We start from the raw sequence: 25,393 nt of genomic DNA on the forward strand, positions 1-25,393 counted from the left end.
CACGGGTGCCGGCCGCCAGCGAACCCCGTGCGGCGGAGCACAGCATGATTTAAATGCAGCGGGGAGCCGAACCTTAGCGCGTACAAGCCTGCTCGACAATGGGCAATTGCGCGTGTTGTCGTGTGGCCTGATAGTGTGTTGCCTGGTTAAAGGTGGTGGTACGGATCGAGTGAAAGCGTTTGAATTGACGGATTTGGATATCGACCAGCAGTTGCTGGCGCTGCCTGGTGCTTCGCTGCTGGTGTTTACCAGTGTCGGCTGTTCCAGTTGCCGTTGGGCGCGCCAGCAGCTACCCGGCTGGAATCTGCCGGTGGCGCGCATCTGCTGGGTCGACGCTGGGCACAATGGCGGCGCGGTTGCGCGCTACGGGATCTTTCATTTGCCGGCTTTATTTGTAGTGTGCGAGGGTCAACTCCACGGCGCACTACAGGTGGGCCTGAACCCGAGTGACCTCAGCGACGCTATAAATGAGGCGCTCCAACAAGAACCAGAGGAGTTGCCATGACGAGTGCAGTTGAACCTGGGCCGCGCATTGGGATTATCGGCACCGGTGCCATCGGTGGTTTTTACGGGTTGATGCTGGCACGTGCTGGTTTTGACGTGCATTTCCTGTTGCGCAGCGAATATGCGGCGGTGAGCGAACGTGGCTTGCAACTCAATAGTTCGGTGCATGGGGCCTTGAGCCTGCACCCGGTCCAGGCCTATGCCAATGCGGCCGACATGCCGCCTTGCGACTGGCTGCTGGTGGGCACCAAAACCACCGGCAACGTTGAGCTGGCACCGACCATTGCCCAGGTGGCGGCGCCGGATGCCAAGGTCGTGCTGTTGCAAAATGGCCTGGGTGTCGAGGACGGCCTGCGCGAACATTTGCCTGAGTCCCTGCATTTGCTCGGCGGGCTTTGTTATATCTGCGTACACCGTTCCGGGCCGGGGATCGTCGAGCACCAGGCCATGGGCCGGGTCAGTCTTGGCTATCACAGTGGCAATGCCGCACAGGATGCAGACCGCCGCCAGGCGATTGTGGAGGAGGGCGCCGGGCTGTTTCGCCAGGCCGGGATCGACTCCCAGGCCATGCCTGACCTGGACCAGGCACGCTGGCATAAGCTGGTGTGGAATGTGCCATACAACGGCCTGTCGGTGCTGCTCGGTGCCAATACCTCGGAGTTGATGGCTGACCAATCCAGCCGGGAATTGATCCAGGGCCTGATGGCCGAAGTGGTGCAAGGCGCCCATGCATGCGGGCATGAAATCGCACCTGGCTACGCCGCGCAGATGTTCAACATGACCGAGCGTTTGACGGACTATTGGCCCAGCATGTATCACGATCATCTGCACCAGCGCCCCCTGGAACTGGCCGCGATCTACGCCCGTCCGCTGGCTGCCGCCCAGGCCGCCGGCTGTGAAATGCCGCGGATGCAGGCGCTGTATCAAGCCTTGGGCTTTATTGATCGACGCAACGGCTGAGGAACAGACATGGCCAAAGGCATGAGCGACAAACTGGTACTGGCGATTTCCTCGCGGGCACTGTTCGACCTGGGCGAAAGCCACAAGGTTTATCTGGCCCAGGGCGTCGAGGCCTACCGCAAGTACCAGATCGACCACGAGGAAGAAATCCTTGAACCCGGGGATGCGTTCCCTCTGGTCAAGAAACTCCTGACCCTCAATGCCAGCCTGGGCCGCGCGCGGGTCGAAGTGGTGCTGGTGTCGCGCAACAGTGCCGATACCGGTTTGCGCGTGTTCAATTCGATCCAGCATTACGGCCTGGATATTTCCCGCGCTGCCTTTGTCGGTGGGCGCAATCCCCACCCTTACCTGGCGGCGTTTGGCTGCCACCTGTTCCTCTCCACCCATGCCGAAGATGTGCGCAGCGCGCTGGATGCCGGTTTTGCGGCGGCGACCATTCTGTCTGGCGGCGCCCGCCGGGCTAGCAGTGCCGAATTGCGGATTGCCTTCGATGGCGATGCGGTGCTGTTTTCCGACGAGTCCGAGCGCGTCTACCAGAGCGGCGGCCTGGAAGCCTTCCAGGCCAGCGAGCGGCAAGCGGCCCGCGAACCGCTGCGCGGCGGGCCATTCAAAGGGTTCCTGGCCGCCCTCAATCTGTTGCAGCGCGAGTTCCCCGATGAGTCCTGCCCGATCCGCACGGCGTTGGTGACGGCGCGTTCGGCCCCGTCCCACGAACGGGTGATCCGTACGTTGCGCGAGTGGGACATCCGCCTGGATGAGTCGCTGTTTCTCGGCGGCCTGGAAAAATCCGCGTTCCTTGAGGCGTTCGCCGCCGATGTGTTTTTTGACGACCAGGCCGGCCATTGCGAGAAAGCCAGAGAGGTTGTGGCCACCGGGCATGTGCCCCATGGCGTGAGCAATGAGCCAAAAGTCCAGGTCCAGAGCTAAGTTCATCGCAGTCGCGGAGGCGCTGCTAAGCTGAAACAATCCCCGCCATCCTGGCAGCCCGGGAGGTTCTATGATTCGGTCGATGTTGTACGCCTCAGACCTGGGTGTTTATGCGCCTTACGTGATGCAGCATGCGCTGGCGATGGCACGCACGTTCAAGGCGGATCTGTATGTGATTCATGTGGTAGAGCCGATCGGGCTGTTCGCAGAGTCGGTGCTTCAAACCTATCTTGATGAACAGGCCTTGAGCGAATGGCAGAGCCAGGGGCTCGATACAGTAATGGCGAACATCGAGCAGCGGATGCTGGACAGTTTTCGTGAAGAGTTGAAGGACGGCGAGCAGGACTTGCAGGCGATTCATTCGGTGCGGGTGATCCAGGGGGATCCCGCCCAAGTGATTCTCGACCAGGCGCAGAAACTCTCGGTGGATTTGTTGATCGTAGGGAGTCATAGCCAGGGCACAGGGATCCCGACGCCACTGGGACGTACCGCGGCGCGGGTGTTGCAGTTGTCTCGGGTACCGGTCTATCTGGTGCCTTTGCGGCAGTGTCGGCGCAGTGATGATGTGTGATGGGGCGTAAACGATAAAAAGTTCTAGATTTATCGATCCAACCTTTAATATAGTTATATACCGTCGCTGATATCCGTGGCGTCTATCTGCTTTGAGGGACACATATGAAGCTTCAACAATTGCGCTACATCTGGGAAGTGGCGCACCACGACCTCAACGTTTCCGCCACGGCTCAAAGCCTCTACACCTCGCAACCGGGTATCAGTAAACAGATCCGCCTGCTCGAAGACGAATTGGGCGTCGAAGTGTTCGCCCGCAGCGGCAAGCACCTGACCCGCGTCACACCCGCTGGTGAGCGCATCATCACCACGGCCGGTGAGATCCTGCGCAAGGTTGAAAGCATCAAGCAGATCGCCCAGGAATTCTCCAACGAGAAAAAAGGCACCCTGTCGATCGCCACCACCCACACCCAGGCCCGTTATGCCCTGCCGCCGGTGATCAGTTCGTTCATCAAGCAGTACCCGGACGTGGCCTTGCACATGCACCAGGGCTCGCCGATGCAGATCGCGGAAATGGCGGCTGACGGTACTGTCGATTTTGCCATCGCCACCGAAGCCCTGGAGCTGTTCGGCGACCTGGTGATGATGCCGTGCTATCGCTGGAACCGCTGCGTCGTGGTGCCCCAGGGGCACCCATTGGCTAAGCTGCCGAAGCTGACCCTGGAAGCGCTGGCGGAATATCCGATTGTCACCTACGTGTTTGGCTTCACCGGCCGCTCCAAGCTTGACGAAGCTTTCAGTCATCGCGGCCTCACGCCCAAAGTGGTATTCACCGCGGCTGATGCCGACGTGATCAAGACTTACGTGCGCCTGGGCCTGGGCGTCGGCATCGTGGCCAAGATGGCCGTCGATACCAAGCTCGACAGCGACCTGGTGGTGCTCGATGCCAGCGAACTGTTCGAGTCCAGCGTAACCAAGATCGGCTTCCGCCGTGGCACGTTCCTGCGCGGCTTCATGTGCGATTTCATCGAGAAGTTCGCCCCGCACCTGACCCGTGAAGTCATGGCCAAGGCGATCCAGTGCCATAACAAGCAGGAACTGGAAGAACTGTTCGACGGCGTTGAACTGCCGGTTCACTGACCAACCTAGCGGGCCTCGGTCACCACGAATTGTTGCCGGGCGCCCGCTACCAGAATCTCTACCTCATCCCCCTCGAACTTGCCCAGCAGGCTTTTGCCCAGCGGCGAGCGAGGGGTGATGACGGTCACCAACTGCCCCACCACATAGACTTTCAGGCCTGCCGCGTCCGGCGCGAGGAACAGCCATTGCTGACGGCCGTTGTCATCTTCGAGGCCGAGCAGGGTGCCCACTTCGATACCCCGTTGCTCATCGTAGGGTCGCAGGTTCAGGTTCTGGCACAACACCAGTGACTGCCTGATTTCCTCCACGCGCTTGGCTTGCCCGGCGGCGAGGTAAGACGCCTCCAGGCCCAGGGTGTCGTATTTGTTCTCGGCGATGTTTTCTTCGTGGGTCGCGGTCTCGTAGGCGGTTTGCGCGGCGCGTTGCGCCACATCCAGGTCGGCGGCGAGTTTTTCCAGGATCAACTGGAGGACGGCATGTTTATTCATGGGGGCTTGCGGCTCAATCACAGAATTGCAGGACGTTGGCCCGGCTCTTGTCGCTGGGGGCGTTCTGGTCCTGCTGGAGCCAGAATTGGCATTTGGGGTTGGACAGGTTGCGCGGGTTGGCCCGCGCCTGGTCCAGCGTCTGTTGTTGTTCCTGCTTGTGCAGGTTCTGTTGGTATTGCTCAAACATTTGGTTGGGCGGCTCTGGCGTCACGGTCGGCGGCGTGCCCAGTTGTTGCACGGCCTGGGTGACGGCGGCCACAGGTTGTTCAAGCAGGTAGCGCGAGGCCAGCCAGCCTGTCAGCGCGATGGCGACAAAGCCCAGCCACAGGCCCAGGGCCACGGCAATACTGAGTTTGAACAGCGACATCGGGCGATCGGACATGGCGGCCTCCTGGCGGACGGTTGCGGTGAGCGAGGGATTGTCGCATAGCCAGCGTGCAGAATAATCGCGATCAACCCTTCTGCATGACGGCATTTATGCGGACAATCGAGCCTTTGAATGATGGAGCCCGGAATGAAAGCCCGCTGGGATATTTTTTGCAGCGTCGTCGACAACTACGGCGACATCGGCGTGACCTGGCGCCTGGCCCGGCAATTGGCAGCAGAACACGCCTGCGTGGTGCGCCTATGGGTCGATGACTTGCGGGCGTTCGAGCGCATGTGCCCAGAGGTGGAGGTGCAGTTGGACCAGCAGTGGCAAGAGGGCGTCGACGTACGTCACTGGTCACAGGACTGGGCGCCTACGCCAGCGGCTGATGTGGTGATTGCCGCATTTGCCTGCCAATTGCCCCATGACTATATGGAGGCCATGGCGGGGTGCGAGCACTCGCCACTGTGGATGAACCTCGACTATTTAAGCGCCGAGGAATGGGTGGTCGGTTGCCACGGCCTGCCGTCGGTGAAGTTCAAGGGTGTGCAAAAGCATTTCTTCTTCCCGGGATTTCGCCCTGGCACGGGGGGCTTGCTGCGTGAGGCCGGGCTGATCGAGCGGCGCCAGGCCTTTCAGCGTGATTTGCAGGGCCGGCAACAATTCCTGCAAGGGTTGGGCGTCTTTCCCGCAAAGGGCGCGCGGTTGATGTCGCTGTTTGCCTATGAAAACGCCGGGCTGGCCAGTTGGCTGGACGTGTTGGCGGCTGATGGGCAAGCCACTCATCTGTTGGTGCCGGAAGGGCGCATTCTTGGCGACGTGCAGCGCTGGTTGGGTGTGGAGGCGTTGGCCGCAGGGGATATTCACCTGCGCGGGACGCTGACGGTACAGGTGCTGGCGTTCGTGCGGCAGGAACAATACGACCGCCTGCTGTGGTGCTGCGACTTCAATGCGGTGCGCGGCGAAGACTCCTTTGTGCGTGCGCAATGGGCTGGGCGCCCGTTGCTATGGCACATCTACCGCCAGGACGAAGATATCCACCTGGACAAGCTCGATGCCTTCCTCGCGCTCTATACCCAGGCCCTGTCGGCACCCGCAAAAGCCGCGCTGATCGCCCTATGGCAAGCCTGGAACACCGACAGCGATATGGCCTCAAGCTGGAAAATCCTGCTGGGGCATTGGCCGGAACTGACCGAGCACGCCGAAAAATGGTGTCTGGAACAGGCCTTGCAGGCTGATCTTGCGACGGCGCTGGTACAGTTTTATGAAAATTGGATATGATACGCGACCTTGATTTTTGTAAATCCCATCCAAATTTCGGATATTCGTAATGAAAACTGGTAAAGAACTGAAACCCGGTACCGTGATCCGTATCGACAACGACCCTTGGTTGGTTCAGAAAGCTGAGTTCACCAAGTCTGGTCGTAACAGCGCAATCATGAAGACCAAGCTGAAGAACCTGCTGACCGGTTACAAGACCGAAACCGTATACAGCGCCGATGACAAGCTGGACGACGTAATCCTCGACCGCAAAGAAGCGACCCTGTCCTTCATCAGCGGCGACACCTACACGTTCATGGACACCACCGACTACACCATGTACGAGCTGAACGCTGAAGACATCGAAGCCGTTCTGCCATTTATCGAAGAAGGCATGACCGACGTCTGCGAAGCGATTTTCTTCGAAGAGCGCCTGGTTTCCGTAGAGCTGCCGACCACCATCGTGCGTAAGGTTGCCTACACCGAAGGTTCCGCTCGCGGCGACACTTCGGGCAAAGTGATGAAGCCGGCCAAGCTGGCTAACGGTACCGAACTGCAAGTGGCTGATTTCATCGAAATCGACGACCTGATCGAGATCGACACCCGTGAAGGTGGTTCGTACAAAGGTCGCGCCAAGAAGTAATTCTGGGGTTACTGACCCAGTAAAGCGACCGTCAGTTGTAATGCTGTGCACATGAGGGTTGTTGATAAACACTCATGTGCAGCAGGAATACCGGAGTCTCATTAGGGCTCCGGTTTTTTTATGTCCATTGCTCAGGATGTAAGTGCTGTTCTGGATTTGGCTGAAAAGCCTAATCTCCAACGTTGCTGCCGAACCTTGGATATGGTGATTTGGTTAGGGAAGGGCAATCACCCTGCAGCCTGCCTTTGGGGCACGAATGTGAGCATCGCTGCACATTGCGCGAACCACAAGAAATGGGTTATGGATAGAGGGAGAAACTTGAATGAGTGAAATGAGTAAGTTGAGTAAAGTGGAAACCTCTGGCCCGTCAGCACATAATTTCACTTCTGATAATCAGCATTTGAAGTATAGAGCTGATATTGATGGTCTACGTGCGATCGCTATCATTTCGGTTGTTTTGTTTCATGCCTTTCCGGGTTTGCTGAGCGGTGGGTTTGTTGGTGTTGATGTTTTTTTTGTTATCTCTGGGTTTCTTATATCGAGCATTATTTTTAAAAGTTTGGAAGCTGGGAGTTTTAGCTTTGTTGAGTTTTACAAAAGGAGGATTAGGCGAATATTTCCAGCATTGATATTTGTTCTAGTTGCATGTTATTGTTTTGGCTGGATCTCATCTGTGGCTACGGAATTTTCGTCACTGGGTAAGCATATAGCTGCAGGGTTAGGGTTTGTACAGAATATTATCTTGTACAGGGAGTCGGGGTATTTTGATGTTGCCTCGGAGCTAAAACCTCTTCTTCATCTATGGTCTCTAGGTGTTGAGGAACAATTCTATCTATTGTTTCCAGTAGCTGCAATAGTTGTTTGGAGACTTAAACTTGATGTATATGTATCGCTTGCGATCATGGCCTTGCTTTCTTTTGTTTTGTGTGTGATTGAGCTTGGAACTAATGCCAGTGCGGCTTTTTACCTCCCGTACAATCGAGTGTGGGAAATTCTTTGTGGTAGTTTGCTGGCGTACAGCTCATATAAAAAACATTCGGTTGTTAGCTCAGTTGCATCATTTTTTAGTGAAAATGCAGTAGCAGCCGCAAAACTTTCGCCGATATTACCTAACGTGTTTTCTTTCGTTGGGTTGATTTTGCTCGTTGGTTGTTTCTTTTTCATAGACAAAACGTTCGCATTTCCGGGTTACTGGGCGGCTATTCCGGTCCTTGGGTCGGTCCTTCTGATCGCATCGGGACCTGACTCGCTAATCAACAAGCGGATATTGTCGAGCAGAGTGATGGTATGGATTGGCCTTATAAGTTTTCCGCTTTATCTCTGGCATTGGCCCATTCTCACATTTGCCCGAACGATGGAGAGCGGTACGCCAAGTGTAAAAGTCCTGGTGATCTGTGTGTTTGCAAGTGTCGTTGCGGCATGGTTAACCTACAGGTTCGTGGAAAAACCATTTCGCTCTCCCGCACATATTGGGACTAAAAGTTTGGGATTGTTATTCGTTGCTGCTATATTGGGTATCGTAGGTTTTGCGACTTATAAGAATGACGGATTTACTTTTCGTATGAAAGATAGAGAGGATTTTGCTCAGTATTTCGAAAATGCAGCACCCGGTATGAAGTACATGACTGAGCATGACTTGGCGCGACGCTATAGGCTTGATTGTGATTTTTTTGATTTAGAAAACTATCGTCACGGCCGACCTACGGTTGATCCTAGACCGGAGATTTTAAGTTCCTGCTATACGCCGACCTCAAATAAAAGTGTTATGTTGTGGGGGGACTCGCATGTACAACAGTTGCGTTATGGCATTGAAAAGGTGCTTCCTAAAGAAGTTTCAATTCTTCAGGTGGCGAGTAGCGGGTGCTTTCCATATGTTCCGGGGCCAGAGACTGCTGCCAATAAAGTGTGTGACACATCTAACATTCTGGCGCTAGACGTCATTGAAAGAGTAATTCCTAAAGTAGTGATTATTGCCCAGTTTTCAGGTATTGATACAAAGAATGATATAAAGAGTGTTGTTGCTAAGCTGAAAGCTTACGGTGTTGAGCGTGTGATCGTTATGGGGCCGGTGCCGAGGTATGAGGTCTCGCTTTACCAAATTGTACTCCGGCAGTATTGGTTGCACACACCTAGAAGGATTTCTACAAATCTTACGCAGGAACCATTTGATGAAGATGCCTCCCTGAAAGGTAAGTATTCGAAGGGAGAGGGTGGATTTAAGTATATATCTGTAATTGATGAGCTATGCAACGTAGATGGGTGCTTGTCATATCTGGGGCAAGATATGAAAAAAGGACTGGTTTCATTCGATTATGGGCATTTCAACGCGGCAACTTCCTTATTTGTAGTCAATAATCTAATTGCGTCGTTAATGCTGGAGGCATTAGGACTGCCTTTCCAGCAAGAGACGCTTAAGCCTGAAGACATGGACGTTGAAATAAACTAAACATCTGCAAGCCAAAACCAGCGCTGGAATACGCTCAGCAACACCGGCGCGTGTCCAACTGGATACGCTGGAGATCTGGCACCAGACCAGTAAAGCTTACCCTTAAGAAGGTGGGTTACCTGAAGAAACCGATGCCAAATTGCAGGCATCGGTTTTTTTGTGCCTGTTTGCCAGTCACACCGTGATATGCAGGCGCACATCGACGTTGCCACGGGTGGCGTTGGAGTAAGGGCAGACCTGATGGGCAGCCTCCACCAGGCTTTGCGCTTCGTCGTGTTCCAAGCCGGGCAGGGACACGTGAAGGTCGATGTCCAGGCCAAATCCACCGGGAATCTGGCCGATGCCCACATGGGCGGTGATCGAGGCGTCATCGGGGATTTTACGCTTGCTCTGGCTGGCGACGAATTTCAGGGCGCCGATAAAGCAGGCCGAATAGCCAGCGGCGAACAGTTGCTCGGGGTTGGTGGCCTGGCCGCCAGCGCCGCCCAACTCTTTGGGTGTAGAAAGTTTGACGTCGAGGATGTTGTCGCTGGAAACGGCACGACCATCACGGCCGCCAGTGGCGGTGGCTACTGCGGTATACAGAGTTTGCATGGGAGATTCCTCGCGGTTTGGTTTGCGCTAAAAGTTTGCGCGCTAAGTAAGTTGCGAGGTGAATGTATCGCGCAAATGTTTAGTGCGCAATATAAATTTCCAAGCTAATCCCAATCCCTGTAGGAGCCGGCTTGCCGGCTCCTACAGGGGGGGATGTTCGGTCGAAAACAGTGTGAGGGTCAGACGCTACCCTGCAGGTTCCTGCGCAATTCCAGCAAATCCGCCTGCAGCTTTTGCAGTTGCTCCATCTGCATACCGCTGGCGCCGAGAATGCATTGGGGGATATCCATGGCCTTGTCCCGCAGCGCTTGGCCGGTTGCGGTCAGCTCTACGACGACTACGCGCTCATCGTTGCGGCTACGGGTGCGACTCAACAGGCCCTCGGCTTCCAGGCGTTTGAGCAGCGGTGTCAGTGAGCCGGGATCGGTCAGCAGGCGGCTACTGATTTCGCCTACGGTCAAACCATCTTCTTCCCACAACACCATCATCGCCAAATACTGTGGGTAGGTCAGGCCAATGGCTTGCAGCAGGGGTTTGTAGACCTTGGTCATCAACAATGATGTGGAGTGCAAGGCAAAGCACAGTTGGTTGTTGAGGAGCAGGGAATCGCAAGTGTCGGTCATGGCAATGCCTTAAAACGTATTTGCTCTGGAATCTAGCGGCCAAACCTTTAACGCGCCAGATAATTCTGTGGCTGCAGTCAGCCCCAGCCGCTCTGTAACGCCAGATCCCACGGTGGAACAGGGCTGAAACGGCTCTTGAGGTACTCCAGCAGCAGGCGGCTGCGGGCGTTGGCCTGCTGTTCCAGGCGCAGGGCGTAGATGCCAGCGGTTTCTGCGGTAGGCAGGCCGTTTTCGCAGAACAGCGGTACCAGTTCACCGCGCACCAGATACTCGCTGGCCAGCCAGGTGGGCAGGTGTGCGATGCCCAGCCCGGCCAGGGCGCCGGATAGCAGGGCTTCGGCATTGTTGGCGCTCATGCGGATGCGCTGCGGACGGTAGGTGTTCTTGCGGCCATCGAGTTCAAAGCGCCAGGCGAACGTTGGCGCCAAGCCTTCCCAGTCCAGGCCATCATGCTCGTTGAGCTGGCTGGGATGGGTCGGAGTGCCGCGGTTCTTCAGGTAAACCGGGCTGGCGCAGGCGATGCGCACGATGCTGGCCAGCGGCGTGGCGATCAGCCGTGTATCGACGATATGCCCCGCGCGCAGCACCAGATCAACCTTGCCCAGGTGCTCGCCCTGCATGTCGACAAAGCTGTCGATCAGGTGCAGGTGCACATCCAGCCCCGGGTAGACCGTCAGAAAGTCTGCGATTGCGGGCGCCAGGTGCCGCCGCCCAAACGCGGCGGGTGCATCCACGCGAATCAGGCCTTCGGGCGCATGGCTCAAGGACACGGCCTCGGCTCGGGCCAGTTGCAGCTCCCGGACAATCCGCCGTGCACGCTCGGCAAACGCCGTGCCTGCCGGCGTGGGCAGCACCGCATGGGTACTGCGCAGGAAGAGCCGGCTACCGACGGCGCTTTCCAGGCTGTCGATCCGGCGAGCCACGGCGGAGGGCGTGAGGGGGTGGCGGCGCGCGGCAGCAGAAAAACTGCCTGCCTCCAACACATCGAGGAACAGGCCCAGTTGATCAGTCAAGGTGGTGGGGTTCATGGGGGCTCGCTTGTGCGGATTTGGCATAGCCATTGTGCGTTGCTGTGCGTTTCCATGCCAGAGGGGACTGCGTAGCATGCAGGGCTTGAGACGGTGGGGGTGTAGTTGTGGTGGATATGGCGATGTATGTGGTGCTGGGCGTAGCCTTGGGTACCGTTGGTGGTCTGTTTGGCATCGGCGGCGGGCTGATCGCGATCCCGGTGCTGGGCGTGCTGTTCGGCCTGGATCAGCAAATCGCCCAAGGGACTGCGTTGGTGATGGTCGTGCCCAATGTGATGCTGGCGTTGTGGCGTTATCACCAGCGCAATCGGATCGAGCTGCGTCATGCCTTGCCACTGGGGCTCATGGGCTTTTGTTTTGCCTGGTTGGGGTCGATCTGGGCGGTGGGGATCGATGCGGGGATCATGCGTATTGGCTTCATTGCGTTTCTGGTGGCGCTGTCGGCATATAACCTGTTGCGCATGGTCACCAGCAATGCGCCACCGTCACCGCAGATGCGCTATTCCTGGCCGTGGCTCGGGGTGTTGGGGGCGGTGTCCGGCTCCATGGGCGGGTTGTTCGGCGTCGGTGGTGCGGTGGTTGCAACCCCGGTGTTGACCAGTATTTTCGGCACCACCCAAGTGGTCGCCCAAGGCTTGTCCCTGGCGCTGGCTTTGCCCAGTACCAGCGTCACGTTGGTGACCTATGCCTGGCATCAGGAAGTGGATTGGCTGATCGGCGTGCCCCTGGCCGTTGGTGGGCTGCTCAGCATCAGTTGGGGGGTGAAGATCGCCCACGCGTTGCCGGAGCGATTGCTGCGCGGGTTGTTCTGCGGCTTCCTGGTGGTGTGCGCGGTGATGTTGACCTTTAAGGTCTGAAGCCCTCAACAATGTACTGCGCCAGGCATTCGGTGATCGGGGAGGCCATGGCGGGATTGCGCAACAGCCGCAAATTGACCATCGGCAGGGTGCCGAAGCCCTCGTCGCTGCCGAGTATGCGCAGATCGTCGGTGACCAGGCTTTCCATCATTACCATCGCGGCCAGGCCTGCACCGACTACCGCTTGAATCGCTGCGCCATTGGAGCTGTGATAGGCCAGGCGATACGGACGCCCCGCGGCATCCAGCGCCGCGGTGGCCCAGTGCGTGCAATAACTGTCCATGCCGGAAATTGCCAGGGGCAGGACTTCATGTTCGTCCACGCAGAAGCAGTGGGAGGCCACCCAGACCATACGCTCGGTGCGCAGCAGTTCACCGACCTCGCTCCCCGGTTCGCGACTGATAACGGTCAGTGCCAAGTCACGTCGCTGCATCAGCACTGGCGTGCCTTCGCAGTGCATCTCGATCTGGATCAGCGGGTACGCCTTGGAAAACCGCTGGAGAATGCCGGGCAGGTAGCGCATCACGTAGTCGTCCGGCGTACCGATGCGCACCAGCCCGACCATGTGCGGTTCACGCAAGGTATTGAACACCTCGCTGTGCAGCTTCAGGATGCGCCGCGCATACCCCAGCAGCACCTGGCCTTCGGGCGTGAGCTTGACCTGTCGGCCGTCACGCTCGAACAGCTTGCGTTGCAGCACGTCCTCTTCCAGGCGCTTCATCTGCATGCTTACCGCTGACTGAGTGCGATTGATCTGCTCGCCAGCCCGGGTAAAACCACCCAGGTCGGCAATGGCGACGAAGGTGCGCAGCACTTCGGTATCGATACTGGGGTAGTTGGGCAATTGATCAATCTCTGAGATGTATTTCATAAAAAACATTCGTTGGATTGATGTTAGCGCCAGGCACAGACTTTAGTCATCCCCAGTGGAGGGCGAGATGATGAAAGGTCGAATCGATCGAGGGTTACTGGCGAAGCGCCGCTTTGCTGGGCTGTTTCAAAGGGTTTCGCGTTGGTACGCCCTGCAGTGCGAGCGGCAGTTGCTGGCAGAGTTGAGTGATGAATCCCTCAAGGATATCGGCTTGACCCGCAGGGATGTCGAGCATGAGCGCCACCGGCATTCCTGGAACGATCCTTTGGGTAAATGACGGCTTCGCGCTACAGTCTGTGGGCCAAATCAGGAGATGCACATGCCCGCAGATCTGAGTTTCTCCCTTAAGCAGGCGCGTCGCATGGCGTTGGCGGCCCAGGGCTTTTCCGGGCGCCAACCGCCAGCGCAGGTCAAGGCCGTGCAGGTCAATCGCTTGATCGAGCGCCTGGGGGTGCTGCAGATTGACTCGGTCAATGCCGTGGTGCGTTCCCACTATCTGCCGCTGTTTTCCCGCCTGGGCAATTATTCGCCGCTGCTGCTCGAACAGGCCGCCTGGAGTCAGGGGCGGCGGCGCACGTTGTTTGAATATTGGGGGCATGAGGCCTCGCTGCTGCCCATGGCCCTGTATCCGCTGATGCGCTGGCGTATGCAACGTGCGTCCGAGGGGCTGGGGATCTATCAGCAGATGGCGCGTTTTGGGCGCGAGCAACAGGCCACCATCCGCCGGGTATTGGCCATCGTCGAGCAGCAAGGCGCGCTGGGGGCTGGCAGCCTGTCGACCCGTCAGGAACGCGCCGGGCCCTGGTGGGACTGGAGTGACGAGAAGCAGGCGTTGGAGTGGTTGTTCGCTGCCGGCCTGGTGACGGTGGCCGGGCGCCGTGGTTTCGAGCGGTTGTACGACTTGCCCGAGCGAGTCATTGCCCCGGCGATTCTGCAACAGGCGCCCTTGAGTGAGCACAGTGCCCAACGTGGGCTGCTGCTGCATGCCGCGACGGCGTTGGGCGTGGGGACGGAAAAGGACCTGCGTGATTATTTTCGCCTGGAGCCGGCAGACAGTCGCGGGCGCCTTGCCGAGCTGGTCGAGGATGGGCAATTGCAGGCCTGCCAGGTCCAGGGTTGGAAACAGCCGGCGTACTGCCTGCCCGAGCCGAGCGTCCCACGCAAAGTCACGGCCAGTGCCTTACTGTCGCCTTTCGATTCATTGATCTGGGAGCGCAGCCGTACCGAGCGGCTGTTCGAATTCCGTTATCGGTTGGAGATCTACACCCCGCAGGACAAAAGGGTGTACGGCTATTACGTGCTGCCATTCCTGCACAACGAACGGATTGCGGCGCGCGTGGATTTGCGGGCCGAGCGCGCCAACGGGCGGCTGGCGGTCCATGCGGTGCACGAAGAAGAACCGGGGTTGGACGAGGCGGGGATGTTGGCGTTGGCGTTGAATTTGCGGCAGATGGCTGATTGGCTGGGGTTGGAACAGGTGCAGATCAACTGTCAGCGACCCAGTGCGGCCCGGTTGCGGGTGGCGATGCTGGCAATGGAGGCGGGCAGGTAGGGCTGCTGTGGCGAGGCCGATCGCCACAGCAGGCTTCGTGGTCCTAGCGTTTGACCTGCTTCAGCGTCTCGGCAATCAGGAACGCCAGCTCCAGCGACTGATCGGCATTCATCCGCGGGTCGCAGTGGGTGTGGTAGCGGTCCGACAAGCCATCTTCGGTAATCGGTCGCGCACCACCAATGCACTCGGTGACATTTTGCCCGGTCATTTCGATATGAATCCCGCCGGCGTAAGTACCTTCGGCTTCATGGACCTGGAAGAATTCCTTCACTTCGCTGAGGATCTGCGCGAAGTCCCGGGTCTTGTAGCCACTGCTGGCCTTGATGGTGTTGCCATGCATCGGGTCGCTGCTCCACAGCACCTGCTTGCCTTCGCGCTGCACGGCACGGATCAGGTTGGGCAGGTGATCGCCGACCTTGCTGGCGCCCATGCGCGCGATCAGGTTCAGGCGGCCGGGGTCGTTGTCCGGGTTGAGGATGTCGATCAAGCGAATCAGGTCGTCGGGGTTCATGCTCGGGCCGACCTTGACCCCGATCGGGTTGTTCACCCCGCGCAGGAACTCGACGTGTGCGCCATCGAGCTGGCGCGTGCGGTCGCCGATCCACAGCATGTGGGCCGAGCAGTCGTAGTAATCATTGGTCAGGCTGTCGCGGCGCACGAAGGCTTGCTCGTAGTTGAGCAGCAGCGCTTCGTGGGCGGTGAAGAAGCTGGTCTCGCGCAATTGTGGCGAGGTGTCCATGCCGCAGGCGCGCATGAAGGCCAGGGTCTCGTCGATGCGATCCGCCAGTTGGCTGTACTTGTCGGCCAGGGCGGAGTTGGCGATAAAGTCCAGGTTCCACTTGTGCACCTGGTGCAGGTCGGCAAAGCCGCCCTGGGCGAAGGCCCGCAGCAGGTTCAGGGTAGCGGTGGACTGGTGGTAGGACTGCAACAGGCGGTCGGGGTCCGGGACGCGGCTTTTCTCGTCGAAACCGATGCCGTTGACGATATCGCCACGGTAGGCGGGCAGGGTGATGCCGTCGATGGTTTCATCGTTGGCCGAGCGCGGCTTGGCGAATTGGCCAGCCATGCGCCCGACTTTGACCACCGGGCAGCCAGCGGCGAAGGTCATGACAATGGCCATTTGCAGCAACACTTTAAACGTGTCACGGATCTTGGCGGCGGAGAACTCGGCAAAGCTCTCGGCGCAGTCGCCACCTTGCAGCAGGAATGCGCGACCCTGGGTCACCTCGGCAAACTGGCGGCGCAACTCCCGTGCTTCGCCGGCGAAGACCAGCGGCGGGTAACTGGCCAGGCTCTGCTCGACCTGCAGCAAATGTGCGGCGTCGGGGTAGCGGGGTTGTTGCTGGATCGGCAGGGCGCGCCAGCTGTCGGGGCTCCAAGGTTGGCTCATCGTGAACTCGAATGAATGTCGGGAGCGTGCATGTTATCAGCAATTAGTGCGTGACCTGCTGGCGCTGCTTGGCCGACAATCGCGCCTTTCCCGCTTGCTACCAGGCGGCTTGAACCCGTGCCCGGGCCCGTTAGGAGATGAAATGACTGAGGAGCGCGTCGAGCGCCTGTTGGCTGAGGTCCATGATGACTTCGGCATGATCCGCGTGCTGGAAGTGGCTGACTACCGCTTTCTCGAGTTTGGCGATGCCATCGAGCAGAGCTGTGTGTTCACCGCCGACCCCAGCTGGCTCGAGTACGACTACACCCGCGCCATGTTGATTGGCGCCTTGTGCCATGAGCAGCCCGAAAGCGCGCTGTTCCTCGGCCTGGGGGCCGGGACGCTGACCCAGGCGTGCCTCAAGTTCCTGCCCCTGGAAGATGTCGAGGCCATTGAGCTGCGTCCGGACGTGCCGCGCCTGGCTATCGAGTATCTAGGGTTGGATGATGACCCGCGGTTGTACATCCGCGTGGGCGATGCGTTGGAGTTGCTGGAGACGGCAGAGCCGGCAGACCTGATTTTCGTCGACCTGTATACCGATGTGGGGCCTGGGGTTGGCCACCTGGCCTGGACCTTCCTGGAAAACTGCCAGAAGAAACTCAACCCCGGCGGCTGGCTGGTGATCAACCAGTGGGCGACCGATGATGGCAAGCCGCTGGGTGCTGCACTGCTGCGCGGGCTTTATCATCGGCATTATTGGGAATTGCCGGTCAAGGAGGGCAACGTGATCCTGCTGGTGCCGGCGGATCTGGACCAGACGCTGGACCTGGCGGCGGTTTCTGCGCGGGCCGAGGCGCTGGCGCCGCGCCTGGGGTATTCGTTGCAGGCGTTGATCAAGGCTGTTCGGCCGGCGACGTAGGTGTCTGTACTGGCCCATCGCGGGCAAGTCGAATCGTCGCACCGCCGCTCCCACAGGTGTATGCGGTCAAATGTGTGAGCGGGCTTGCCCGCGATGAGCGATGAGCATAGGTATCTACACAACTTTCAGAAACTGACGAACTTCCCTGTGGCGAGCGGGCTTGCCCCGCGCTGGGCTGCGAAGCAGCCCCAAAACCAGCCGCTGCGGTGTATCTGGTACAACGCATTCGGCTTATTGGGGCTGCTTCGCAGCCCAGCGCGGGCGATGCGGCGTTCCGACAAGCCCGCTCGCCACAACTGCGCTATCTGCCTGGATCTAGGCGTTGCGGCAAAATTGTGTAGATACCTATGCCGCTATGAGGTCATCACTGACGGCTTACAAACCTTTGAATACCCCCGGCCGCTTCTCCAGCATCGCTCGCACTCCTTCCTTGGCATCCTCGCTGTTAAGCAGTTTTTCGACCAGCACCGGCAACCCGGCCGCCGCCGCAGTCTCGCCTTCATCCCGCGCCTGTCGTGCCGATGTCAAAGTCGCCTGCACGCCCAGCGGCGCCTGGCTGGCGATCCGGTTGGCCAGGGCCAGCGCCCGCGGCAGCAGGTCTTCGCTGGCCATGACCTCCTGCACCAGCCCCAGGCGCAGGGCCTCATGGGCATCGAACTCATCGCCAGTCAGTAGCCAGCGCATGGCATTGCCCCAGCCGGCGATCTGGTGCAGGCGCAAGGTGGCGCCACCAAAAGGGAAGATCCCACGCTGGACTTCCATCTGCGCAAAGCGCGTATTGCTGGCGCACAGGTTGATGTCCGCTGCGAGCATCAGCTCGATACCGATGGTCAGGCAATAGCCCTGGGCGGCAACGATCACCGGCTTGCTGACCCGCGGCCCGGCAAATACACCCCACGGATCGCAGCCTCCCAGCGGCGGTTGCCAGCCCTGGGCCATGGTGTGGGCGACGTTGATCAGGTCCAGCCCGGCGGTGAAGTGGTCGCCATGGCCGAACACCACGGCTACGCGGGCTTCTTCATTGCGATCGAATTCGCCGTAGGCCAGGCTCAGTTCGTTGAGCAGGTCGAGGTCAAAGGCGTTGCGCTTGGCGACCCGATCGAGCCCCAGCAGCAGGACATGCCCTTGTAGTTCACGGCTGACGCGGCTGCTGCTGGCTTGATTCATGGGGAGATCCTCGGGCGCGAAAGGCAGTTTCGGACCGAAGGGCCCACTGCAAAAGGTGAAGCGTTTAAGCGCAATGACCAACAGGGCCGGGCCTTTGAAAAATAGACGCTCCTGCAAGGATGCGCAAAGCCTGTGACACAGAGCACTTGAATGGGCTTTTCCGATAAAAAAAGCTCCCTTTTTCAGGGATTTCCGGTATAGTGCGCGCCGGCCTTTAACCGGGCCGCGTTTAGGTAGCGCAATTCCCCGAAGTCAGCTTCGGCTGCACGTCCGCACAGCGGACTCTCCCTTGACGAATCTTTTTCATTCATTCGTTTTCGCAAATCCCCGCCGACAAAGCAGCCAGGGCGACTCTTGAGTCTCAACACGGCATGCGCAGCTTTGGAGCATGGGTCTTTGCGGATGCACTTAGAGGCAGACCCATGACCCAGGAAACCGGCGGCTTCGCCGCTTTTAATCTTAACCCGAACATTCTTGCTGCCGTCATCGCGACCGGCTACGAAGAACCTTCGGCTATTCAGCAGCAATCGATCCCGATCATCATGGCCGGCCAAGACATGATTGGCCAGGCGCAAACCGGTACCGGTAAAACCGCCGCGTTCGCTCTGCCTATCCTGCATTGCATCGATCCTGCCAAGCGCGAGCCGCAAGCCCTGATCCTGGCGCCAACCCGTGAGTTGGCGCTGCAAGTAGCAACCGCTTTCGAAACCTACGCCAAGCAAATGCCGGGCGTTACCGTTGTGGCCGTTTACGGCGGCGCGCCTATGGGCCCACAACTCAAAGCAATCCGTAATGGCGCACAGATCGTTGTCGCCACCCCGGGCCGTCTGTGCGACCACCTGCGTCGCGACGAAAAAGTGCTGTCGACCGTGAACCACCTGGTTCTCGACGAAGCTGACGAAATGTTGAAGCTGGGCTTCATGGATGACCTGGAAGTCATCTTCAAGGCGCTGCCACCGACCCGTCAGACTGTATTGTTCTCGGCCACCCTGCCACAGTCGATCCGTGCCATTGCCGAACGCCACCTGCGCGATCCGCAACACGTGAAGATCCAGACCAAGACTCAGACCGTTACCGCGATCGAACAGGCTCACCTGTTGGTTCACGCTGACCAGAAGACCTCGGCTGTATTGAGCCTGCTGGAAGTCGAAGACTTCGACGCCCTGATCATGTTCGTGCGCACCAAGCAAGCGACCCTGGACCTGGCCAGTGCCCTGGAAGCCAAAGGCTACAAAGCCGCTGCGCTGAACGGTGACATTGCCCAGAACCAACGTGAGCGCGTGATCGACTCCCTCAAGGATGGCCGTCTGGACATCGTTGTAGCGACCGACGTAGCTGCTCGTGGTCTCGACGTTCCGCGTATCACCCACGTGTTCAACGTTGACATGCCTTACGATCCAGAGTCCTACGTTCACCGTATCGGCCGTACTGGCCGTGCCGGTCGCGAAGGTCGTGCACTGCTGCTGGTGACTCCGCGTGAGCGCCGCATGCTGCAAGTGATCGAGCGTGTAACCGGTCAGAAAGTTGCCGAAGTCCGCCTGCCGGATGCCCAGGCCGTTCTCGATGCCCGCATCAAGAAACTGACCAACAGCCTGTCGCCGCTGGTGGCTGACGCTGAATCGACCCACGGCGACCTGCTGGACCGCCTGACTGCCGATATCGGTTGCACCCCGCGTGCCCTGGCTGCAGCCCTGCTGCGCAAGGCTACCAACGGTCAGGCCCTGACCCTGGCGGCGATCGAGAAAGAACGTCCACTGGTGCCGAACAACGCTCCGCGCGGTGATCGTCCAGAACGTACGGGTGACCGTCCGGACCGTGGTGATCGCGAGCGTCGCGCTCCGGTTCCATTGGCTGAAGGCCGTGCCCGCTGCCGTACCGCGCTGGGCGCGCGTGATGGCATCGCCGCCAAGAACCTGCTGGGCGCTATCCTCAACGAGGGTGGCCTGGCACGTGAAGCGATCGGTCGCATCCAGGTGCGTGACAGCTTCTCCCTGGTGGAGCTGCCGGAAGATGGCCTGGAGAAGTTGCTGGCCAAGCTGAAGGACACTCGCGTTGCCGGCAAGCAGCTCAAGCTGCGTCGCTATCGCGAAGATTGATCGGCCTGCAGGCTGATTGATCGAACATAAAAAATCCCCGACTGGTTCGGGGATTTTTTTTGCCTGGGATTTCACCTGGCCGTGGCGGCTATGGGGAAGGCACAAGTATCTACACAACTTTCAGAAACTGACAAACCCCCCTGTGGCGAGCGGGCTCGCCCCGCGCTGGGCTGCGAAGCAGCCCCAAAACCAGCCGCTGCGGTGTATCTGGTACAACGCATTCGGCTTATTGGGGCTGCTTCGCAGCCCAGCGCGGGGCGAGCCCGCTCGCCACAACTGCGCTATCTGCCTGGATCTAGGCGTTGCGGCAAAGTTGTGTAGATACCTATGATGGGGAAGGGGGACAAGCCTGCGCTGTTAGTCAAATCGATAGATATCCATCCCCAAGGCGCCCAGGGTGAACCCCTGGTGCGCCACACTGAACTGCCCACCCGCGCCGCGTGCGAAGTACAACGGCAGCAAGTGCTCATCGCTGGGATGGCTGCGTACCGCATAAGGCGCTTGCTGGCGGTAGTCGTGCAACGCGGCCTCATCCTGTGTGGACAGTTTGTCGACCACCCAGTCGCGAAATTCCCGCGCCCAGGGCTCAATGCTTTCCGGGCCGGCGCGCCAGTCCAGCTCACCGAGGTTATGGGTAATGCTGCCGGAACCGATCAGTAGAACGCCTTCTGTGCGTAAGCTCGCGAGAGCCTGCCCGATCCGGGTTTGCAGCGCGGGCCCCATATGGCTGGGCAAGGACACCTGCACCACGGGGATATCGGCCGGCGGATACATCAACGACAGCGGCACCCAAGTGCCATGGTCAAAAGGGCGCTGGTTGTCGAGGTGGGCCTGTAGGTCATCGGCGGCGAGCAACTCGACGATCTGCCGCGCGAGTGCCGGGTTGCCGGGCGCTGGATACTGCACCGCAAACAGTTCCCGGGGGAAGCCGCCGAAGTCGTGCCAGGTTTCTGGGGCGGGACTGCTACTGACCAGTAACTCATGGCTTTCCCAGTGCGCGGACATCACCACGATTGCCTTGGGCCGGGACAGGGCGCCAGCCAGTCGCTCAAGGGCCGGCCCGCTGGCGCCGGGTTGCAGGGCCAGCATGGGCGAGCCGTGGGAAATAAACAGGCTGGGGAGCATGGGCGGGGTCCTCAAGGTTAAGATGGGACCATCTTCAATCAGATCATTGATCTAAATCTAATATAAGTTTTAGCGCTATTTGATCGAATTTTCAGGACTACTCATGGACTCCACCTTTTGGCATGACCGCTGGGCAAGCAATCAGATCGGTTTTCACCTGCCCGAGGTCAACCCCTACCTGCTGCGGCACTGGCCGGGCCTCGGGTTGGCCAATCAGGCACGGGTACTGGTGCCGCTGTGTGGCAAAAGCCTGGACCTGATGTGGCTGGTGCAGCAGGGGTATGGGGTGCTGGGTGTGGAGCTCTCGGAAAAGGCCGTCCAAGAGTTCTTCCAGGAGCATTGCCTGGTTGCGCAAGTCAGCCAGCGGGGAAGCTTCAAGGTTTATCAGGCGGGCGCTATCGAGTTGTGGTGCGGCGATTTTTTTGAGTTGAGTCGCGAGGATGCAGCGGGCTGCACGGCCCTTTATGACCGGGCGGCGCTGATTGCCTTGCCGCCGTTGATGCGCGAGCGTTATGCCGCGTATTTGCAGGCCATTACGCCGCAGGTGGATAGTGGCTTGCTGATCAGCCTGGACTATCAGCAGGCCCAGAAAGCAGGCCCGCCATTTGCGGTCAGCGACGATGAGGTCCATAGGCTGCTGGGAGCGCACTGGCGGCTGAGCACCTTGGAACAACGGGATATCCTGGCCGAGAGTCCGAAGTTCGCCCAGGCTGGCGTCACGCGGCTGGAGGAGCGGGTTTACCAACTGGCGGGGTGTTAAACCTGCGCCCACAAAAAAGGGGCGATTGAATCGCCCCTTTTTTACTTGCTGGCTGTCAGCCGCGACGACGCAGTGCGTCGATCCGCTCTTCCAGCGGTGGGTGGCTCATGAACATCCGTGCCAGGCCTTGCTTGACGCCGCCGTTGATGCCGAAGGCATTCAGGGTGTCAGGCATATGCACCGGCAGGCCCTGTTCGGAGCGCAGGCGTTGCAGGGCGCCGATCATGGCGGCAGTACCGGCCAGTTGGGCACCGGCTTCGTCGGCGCGGAATTCGCGTTTGCGCGAGAACCACATCACGATGGAGCTGGCGAGGAAGCCCAGTACCAGTTCGGCAAAGATGGTCGCCACGTAGTAGGCGATACCCTGGCCGCCTTCGTTCTTGAAAATCACCTTGTCGACAAAGTTGCCGATGATCCGCGCGAAGAACATCACAAAGGTGTTCACCACGCCCTGGACCAGTGCCAGGGTCACCATGTCGCCGTTGGCGACGTGGCCGATCTCGTGGGCCAGCACGGCCTTCACTTCGTCGGGCGAGAAACGCTCCAGCAAACCCTGGCTGACGGCAACAAGAGCATCGTTCTTGTTCCAGCCGGTGGCGAAGGCGTTGGCCTCGTAGGCCGGGAAGATCCCGACTTCCGGCATCTTGATCCCGGCTTCGCGGGACAGTTGCTCGACGGTCTGCAGCAGCCATTGCTCATGCCGGGTGCGCGGCTGGGTGATGATCTGGGTGCTGGTGCTCATCTTCGCCATCCACTTGGAGATGAACAGCGAGAAGATCGAGCCGGCAAAACCAAAGACGGCACAGAAAACCAGCAGCTGATTGAGGTTCAGATCAACCCCGTTGGCCGCCATGAACCCGTTGAAGCCGAAAAGGCTCAGGGTGATGCTGGCAATCAGCACGACCGCCAGGTTAGTGGCCAAGAACAGCAGGATGCGCATCATGGTTGTAGAATTCTCCTCATGCTTAATATGTCGCTTACTGCGGGGTATATAAGGTGCGGCACTGGGCTATTCAACCGGGCGACTATTTCAAACTGTGTCCTACAGCGTGAATGTAGAGCCTTGAAGGGAATTTCTGACTCTGGATACAGCTGGAAATTCCCGTTCGGCAGCCTTTGGGCCCCGTGATTGTTGGGACGTACAGAGTAGAGGGGAAGCGGGGCAGGGCAGAAGGTGTTTCTACGCGAGGCGGGCACAGATGTGTTGCCAGATACTCGCTGTACGACCTGTAGCGGGTCGTACAGCGAAAGCACAGTTACTGGCGATAGGACTTCAGGAAGTTGCCGATGCGCCCGATGGCCATGTCCAGGTCATCCACGCGCGGCAGGGTCACTACGCGGAAGTGATCAGGCCACGGCCAGTTGAACGCCGTGCCCTGGACCACCAGCAGCTTTTCCGACAGCAGCAGGTCGAGGACGAACTTCTCGTCGTTGTGGATCGGGCACACTTTCGGGTCGATCCGTGGGAAGGCATACAGGGCGCCCATGGGTTTGACGCAACTGACGCCGGGAATGTCGTTGAGCAGCTCCCAGGTACGGTTGCGCTGCTCCAACAGACGGCCAGCGGGCAGCACCAGGTCGTTGATGCTCTGGTAACCCCCCAGTGCCGTCTGGATCGCGTGTTGGCTCGGCACGTTGGCGCACAGGCGCATATTGGCCAGCATATCGATGCCTTCGATATAGCTCTGGGCATTGTGCTTGGGCCCGGAGATGGCGACCCAACCGGAGCGGAAGCCCGCCACCCGGTAGGACTTGGACAGGCCGTTGAAGGTCAGGCACAACAGGTCCGGGGCGAGCGAGGCCGTGCAGATGTGCACCGCGTCGTCATAGAGGATCTTGTCGTAGATCTCGTCGGAGAACACCACCAGGTTGTGCTGACGCGCCAGTTCCAGCATGCCCAGCAGGACTTCCTTGGAATACACCGCGCCGGTAGGGTTGTTGGGGTTGATGATGACCAGTGCCTTGGTGTTGGGCGTGATCTTGGCCTTGATGTCGGCCAGGTCCGGCCACCAGTTGGCTTGCTCGTCGCACAGGTAATGCACCGGATGGCCACCGGCCAGGGTCACGGCGGCCGTCCACAGCGGGTAATCCGGCGCCGGCACCAGCACTTCGTCGCCATTGTTGAGCAAGGCTTGCATGGCCATCACGATCAGCTCGGAGACGCCATTGCCCAGGTAGATATCTTCGATACCCACCCCTTCCACCTGCTTTTGCTGGTAGTACTGCATCACCGCCTTGCGCGCGCTGAACAGACCTTTGGAGTCGCTGTAGCCTTGGGCGGTGGGCAGGTTGCGGATCACATCCTGGAGAATTTCATCCGGCGCTTCGAAACCAAAGGGCGCCGGGTTGCCAATGTTCAGCTTGAGGATGCGATGGCCTTCCTCTTCCAGGCGTTTGGCGTGCTTGAGCACTGGGCCGCGAATGTCGTAGCAGACGTTGGCGAGCTTGTTCGATTTGCTGACCTGCATGGCGATGTGATCCCGAAAATGAACGATCCAGACGATGTGAAGACTACCGTGCTGGGAATCCTGCGTGTGGCCTGACCCATAAATACGTTTGAATGCCGATAACGCGGGTGCCAGACTGGTGTTTTGAAGAGGCGCAATCATACGTGCCGCCTGATCCATGGAAAAGACACAGATCAGGCTTTTTCAGTTGTCGAGGTGTATTGATGGAAAAGTTGGATAAGACCCTGGATGAATGGCGGGAAATGCTTGATCCGGCCCAGTACCAAGTGTGCCGCCTCAAGGGCACCGAACGGCCGTTTTCCGGTAAGTACAACGCCACCACCACCGATGGTGTGTATCACTGTATTTGCTGCAATGAGCCGCTGTTCGATTCCAAGACCAAGTTCGATGCCGGTTGTGGCTGGCCCAGTTTTTATGAGCCGATTGCCGACAGCGCGATGATCGAGATTCGCGATGTCAGCCACGGGATGATTCGCACCGAAGTGACCTGTGCCAAGTGCGATGCGCATTTGGGGCACGTGTTCCCTGATGGACCGCCGCCTACTGGCTTGCGTTACTGCATCAACTCGGTGTGCCTGGACCTGGTTCCCCGCGAAGATCGTTAACGGTGACGCGGGCTGCCTGGGTGAACGCGGCGTCTGGGCGTTTTTCGCGGGCAAGCCCGCTCCTACAAGGGGAGAATGTCGGGATATCGGTTTGGCTAATCATATTGTGTACAA

26 protein-coding genes are annotated in these 25,393 nt (G+C 59.0%); 15 read left to right on the forward strand and 11 right to left on the reverse strand.

Features of this window, described 5'->3' with window-relative positions; genetic code table 11:
- The first annotated feature begins 127 nt into the window (after window positions 1-127).
- From C5F71_RS22580 to cysB, 5 genes are all read left to right on the forward strand, one after another.
- Window positions 128-505, forward strand: a complete 378-nt coding sequence (locus C5F71_RS22580) for a thioredoxin (protein WP_371923400.1) — start codon at window positions 128-130, stop codon at window positions 503-505.
- Window positions 502-1,464 carry a putative 2-dehydropantoate 2-reductase gene (locus C5F71_RS22585; protein ID WP_070995450.1) on the forward strand — a complete coding sequence of 321 codons (963 nt, stop codon included), beginning with the start codon at window positions 502-504 and terminating at the stop codon, window positions 1,462-1,464. The genes C5F71_RS22580 and C5F71_RS22585 overlap by 4 nt, the downstream gene beginning before the upstream one ends.
- Before the next feature lie 9 nt (window positions 1,465-1,473).
- Entirely contained in the window at window positions 1,474-2,391 is a 918-nt protein-coding gene (locus C5F71_RS22590; protein ID WP_104911982.1) for a 5'-nucleotidase, read from the forward strand.
- 70 nt (window positions 2,392-2,461) lie between these two features.
- Entirely contained in the window at window positions 2,462-2,962 is a 501-nt protein-coding gene (locus tag C5F71_RS22595; protein ID WP_104911983.1) for a universal stress protein, read from the forward strand.
- 104 nt (window positions 2,963-3,066) lie between these two features.
- Complete coding sequence (gene cysB, locus C5F71_RS22600; protein WP_010176165.1) at window positions 3,067-4,041, forward strand: HTH-type transcriptional regulator CysB; 975 nt, start codon at window positions 3,067-3,069, stop codon at window positions 4,039-4,041.
- Between the two features lie 5 nt (window positions 4,042-4,046).
- On the opposite strand, the gene C5F71_RS22605 is transcribed toward cysB, so the two are convergent.
- A complete protein-coding gene (locus C5F71_RS22605; protein ID WP_029298009.1) occupies window positions 4,047-4,529 on the reverse strand; it encodes a GreA/GreB family elongation factor in 483 nt (160 codons plus the stop codon).
- Between the two features lie 13 nt (window positions 4,530-4,542).
- Window positions 4,543-4,911 carry a hypothetical protein gene (locus C5F71_RS22610; RefSeq protein ID WP_092235220.1) on the reverse strand — a complete coding sequence of 123 codons (369 nt, stop codon included), beginning with the start codon at window positions 4,909-4,911 and terminating at the stop codon, window positions 4,543-4,545.
- Window positions 4,912-5,043: 132 nt separating this feature from the next.
- Here C5F71_RS22610 and earP point away from each other — a divergent pair, with 132 nt between their 5' ends.
- The 3 genes from earP to C5F71_RS22625 all read left to right on the forward strand — a co-directional run bounded on the left by earP (window position 5,044) and on the right by C5F71_RS22625 (window position 9,245).
- Window positions 5,044-6,177, forward strand: coding sequence for an elongation factor P maturation arginine rhamnosyltransferase EarP (earP, locus tag C5F71_RS22615; protein ID WP_104911984.1), 1,134 nt, complete (start codon window positions 5,044-5,046; stop codon window positions 6,175-6,177).
- A gap of 49 nt (window positions 6,178-6,226) precedes the next feature.
- Window positions 6,227-6,799, forward strand: coding sequence for an elongation factor P (locus C5F71_RS22620; RefSeq protein ID WP_029298017.1), 573 nt, complete (start codon window positions 6,227-6,229; stop codon window positions 6,797-6,799).
- A gap of 322 nt (window positions 6,800-7,121) precedes the next feature.
- Complete coding sequence (locus C5F71_RS22625) at window positions 7,122-9,245, forward strand: acyltransferase family protein (RefSeq protein ID WP_104911985.1); 2,124 nt, start codon at window positions 7,122-7,124, stop codon at window positions 9,243-9,245.
- 174 nt (window positions 9,246-9,419) lie between these two features.
- Here the strand turns inward: C5F71_RS22625 and C5F71_RS22630 are convergent, their stop codons facing one another.
- The 3 genes from C5F71_RS22630 to C5F71_RS22640 form a co-directional block, all read right to left on the reverse strand.
- Entirely contained in the window at window positions 9,420-9,839 is a 420-nt protein-coding gene (locus tag C5F71_RS22630) for an organic hydroperoxide resistance protein (protein WP_092235230.1), read from the reverse strand.
- A 179-nt stretch (window positions 9,840-10,018) separates the two neighbouring features.
- The gene (locus C5F71_RS22635; protein WP_104911986.1) at window positions 10,019-10,462 is read right to left on the reverse strand and encodes a MarR family winged helix-turn-helix transcriptional regulator; all 444 of its coding nucleotides are present in this window, start codon (window positions 10,460-10,462) and stop codon (window positions 10,019-10,021) included.
- 77 nt (window positions 10,463-10,539) lie between these two features.
- A complete protein-coding gene (locus tag C5F71_RS22640; protein ID WP_104911987.1) occupies window positions 10,540-11,490 on the reverse strand; it encodes a LysR family transcriptional regulator in 951 nt (316 codons plus the stop codon).
- Window positions 11,491-11,597: 107 nt separating this feature from the next.
- Here C5F71_RS22640 and C5F71_RS22645 point away from each other — a divergent pair, with 107 nt between their 5' ends.
- Window positions 11,598-12,347: a sulfite exporter TauE/SafE family protein gene (locus C5F71_RS22645; protein WP_029298023.1), complete on the forward strand. Its 750-nt coding sequence runs from the start codon at window positions 11,598-11,600 to the stop codon at window positions 12,345-12,347.
- Here C5F71_RS22645 and C5F71_RS22650 read toward each other — a convergent pair.
- Window positions 12,337-13,218 (reverse strand): LysR family transcriptional regulator, encoded by an 882-nt coding sequence (locus C5F71_RS22650; protein ID WP_070995456.1) that lies wholly within the window; start codon window positions 13,216-13,218, stop codon window positions 12,337-12,339. The two genes, C5F71_RS22645 and C5F71_RS22650, sit on opposite strands and share 11 nt — an antisense overlap.
- 67 nt (window positions 13,219-13,285) lie before the next feature.
- On the opposite strand from C5F71_RS22650, the gene C5F71_RS22655 reads away from it, so the two are divergent.
- Window positions 13,286-13,495 carry a DUF1127 domain-containing protein gene (locus tag C5F71_RS22655; RefSeq protein ID WP_104911988.1) on the forward strand — a complete coding sequence of 70 codons (210 nt, stop codon included), beginning with the start codon at window positions 13,286-13,288 and terminating at the stop codon, window positions 13,493-13,495.
- Window positions 13,496-13,537: 42 nt separating this feature from the next.
- Window positions 13,538-14,770, forward strand: coding sequence for a winged helix-turn-helix domain-containing protein (locus C5F71_RS22660; protein ID WP_104911989.1), 1,233 nt, complete (start codon window positions 13,538-13,540; stop codon window positions 14,768-14,770).
- Window positions 14,771-14,813: 43 nt separating this feature from the next.
- Here C5F71_RS22660 and C5F71_RS22665 read toward each other — a convergent pair whose 3' ends face one another.
- Window positions 14,814-16,160 carry a class II 3-deoxy-7-phosphoheptulonate synthase gene (locus C5F71_RS22665; RefSeq protein ID WP_029298031.1) on the reverse strand — a complete coding sequence of 449 codons (1,347 nt, stop codon included), beginning with the start codon at window positions 16,158-16,160 and terminating at the stop codon, window positions 14,814-14,816.
- A gap of 142 nt (window positions 16,161-16,302) precedes the next feature.
- Here C5F71_RS22665 and C5F71_RS22670 point away from each other — a divergent pair, with 142 nt between their 5' ends.
- Window positions 16,303-17,058 (forward strand): spermidine synthase, encoded by a 756-nt coding sequence (locus C5F71_RS22670; protein ID WP_029298032.1) that lies wholly within the window; start codon window positions 16,303-16,305, stop codon window positions 17,056-17,058.
- Between the two features lie 375 nt (window positions 17,059-17,433).
- Here C5F71_RS22670 and C5F71_RS22675 read toward each other — a convergent pair whose 3' ends face one another.
- On the reverse strand, window positions 17,434-18,225 hold the full coding sequence (locus C5F71_RS22675) for a crotonase/enoyl-CoA hydratase family protein (protein ID WP_029298036.1): 792 nt from the start codon (window positions 18,223-18,225) through the stop codon (window positions 17,434-17,436).
- Window positions 18,226-18,647: 422 nt separating this feature from the next.
- Here C5F71_RS22675 and C5F71_RS22685 point away from each other — a divergent pair, with 422 nt between their 5' ends.
- A complete protein-coding gene (locus C5F71_RS22685) occupies window positions 18,648-20,321 on the forward strand; it encodes a DEAD/DEAH box helicase (RefSeq protein ID WP_017136163.1) in 1,674 nt (557 codons plus the stop codon).
- 357 nt (window positions 20,322-20,678) lie between these two features.
- On the opposite strand, the gene C5F71_RS22690 is transcribed toward C5F71_RS22685, so the two are convergent.
- The gene (locus tag C5F71_RS22690; RefSeq protein WP_104911990.1) at window positions 20,679-21,446 is read right to left on the reverse strand and encodes a class III extradiol ring-cleavage dioxygenase; all 768 of its coding nucleotides are present in this window, start codon (window positions 21,444-21,446) and stop codon (window positions 20,679-20,681) included.
- 103 nt (window positions 21,447-21,549) lie between these two features.
- On the opposite strand from C5F71_RS22690, the gene C5F71_RS22695 reads away from it, so the two are divergent.
- Complete coding sequence (locus C5F71_RS22695) at window positions 21,550-22,206, forward strand: thiopurine S-methyltransferase (protein ID WP_104911991.1); 657 nt, start codon at window positions 21,550-21,552, stop codon at window positions 22,204-22,206.
- 55 nt (window positions 22,207-22,261) lie between these two features.
- On the opposite strand, the gene htpX is transcribed toward C5F71_RS22695, so the two are convergent.
- Together htpX and C5F71_RS22705 are read right to left on the reverse strand one after the other, a co-directional pair.
- Window positions 22,262-23,149 (reverse strand): protease HtpX, encoded by an 888-nt coding sequence (gene htpX / locus C5F71_RS22700; RefSeq protein ID WP_029298042.1) that lies wholly within the window; start codon window positions 23,147-23,149, stop codon window positions 22,262-22,264.
- Window positions 23,150-23,462: 313 nt separating this feature from the next.
- Window positions 23,463-24,674 (reverse strand): pyridoxal phosphate-dependent aminotransferase, encoded by a 1,212-nt coding sequence (locus C5F71_RS22705; RefSeq protein WP_029298044.1) that lies wholly within the window; start codon window positions 24,672-24,674, stop codon window positions 23,463-23,465.
- A gap of 203 nt (window positions 24,675-24,877) precedes the next feature.
- On the opposite strand from C5F71_RS22705, the gene msrB reads away from it, so the two are divergent.
- A complete protein-coding gene (gene msrB / locus C5F71_RS22710; RefSeq protein WP_104911992.1) occupies window positions 24,878-25,279 on the forward strand; it encodes a peptide-methionine (R)-S-oxide reductase MsrB in 402 nt (133 codons plus the stop codon).
- Window positions 25,280-25,393 lie beyond the last annotated feature (114 nt).

Origin of the sequence: Pseudomonas sp. LG1D9 (assembly GCF_002949995.1) — a bacterium.
In the GTDB taxonomy this organism is placed as follows: Bacteria; Pseudomonadota; Gammaproteobacteria; order Pseudomonadales; family Pseudomonadaceae; genus Aquipseudomonas; species Aquipseudomonas proteolytica.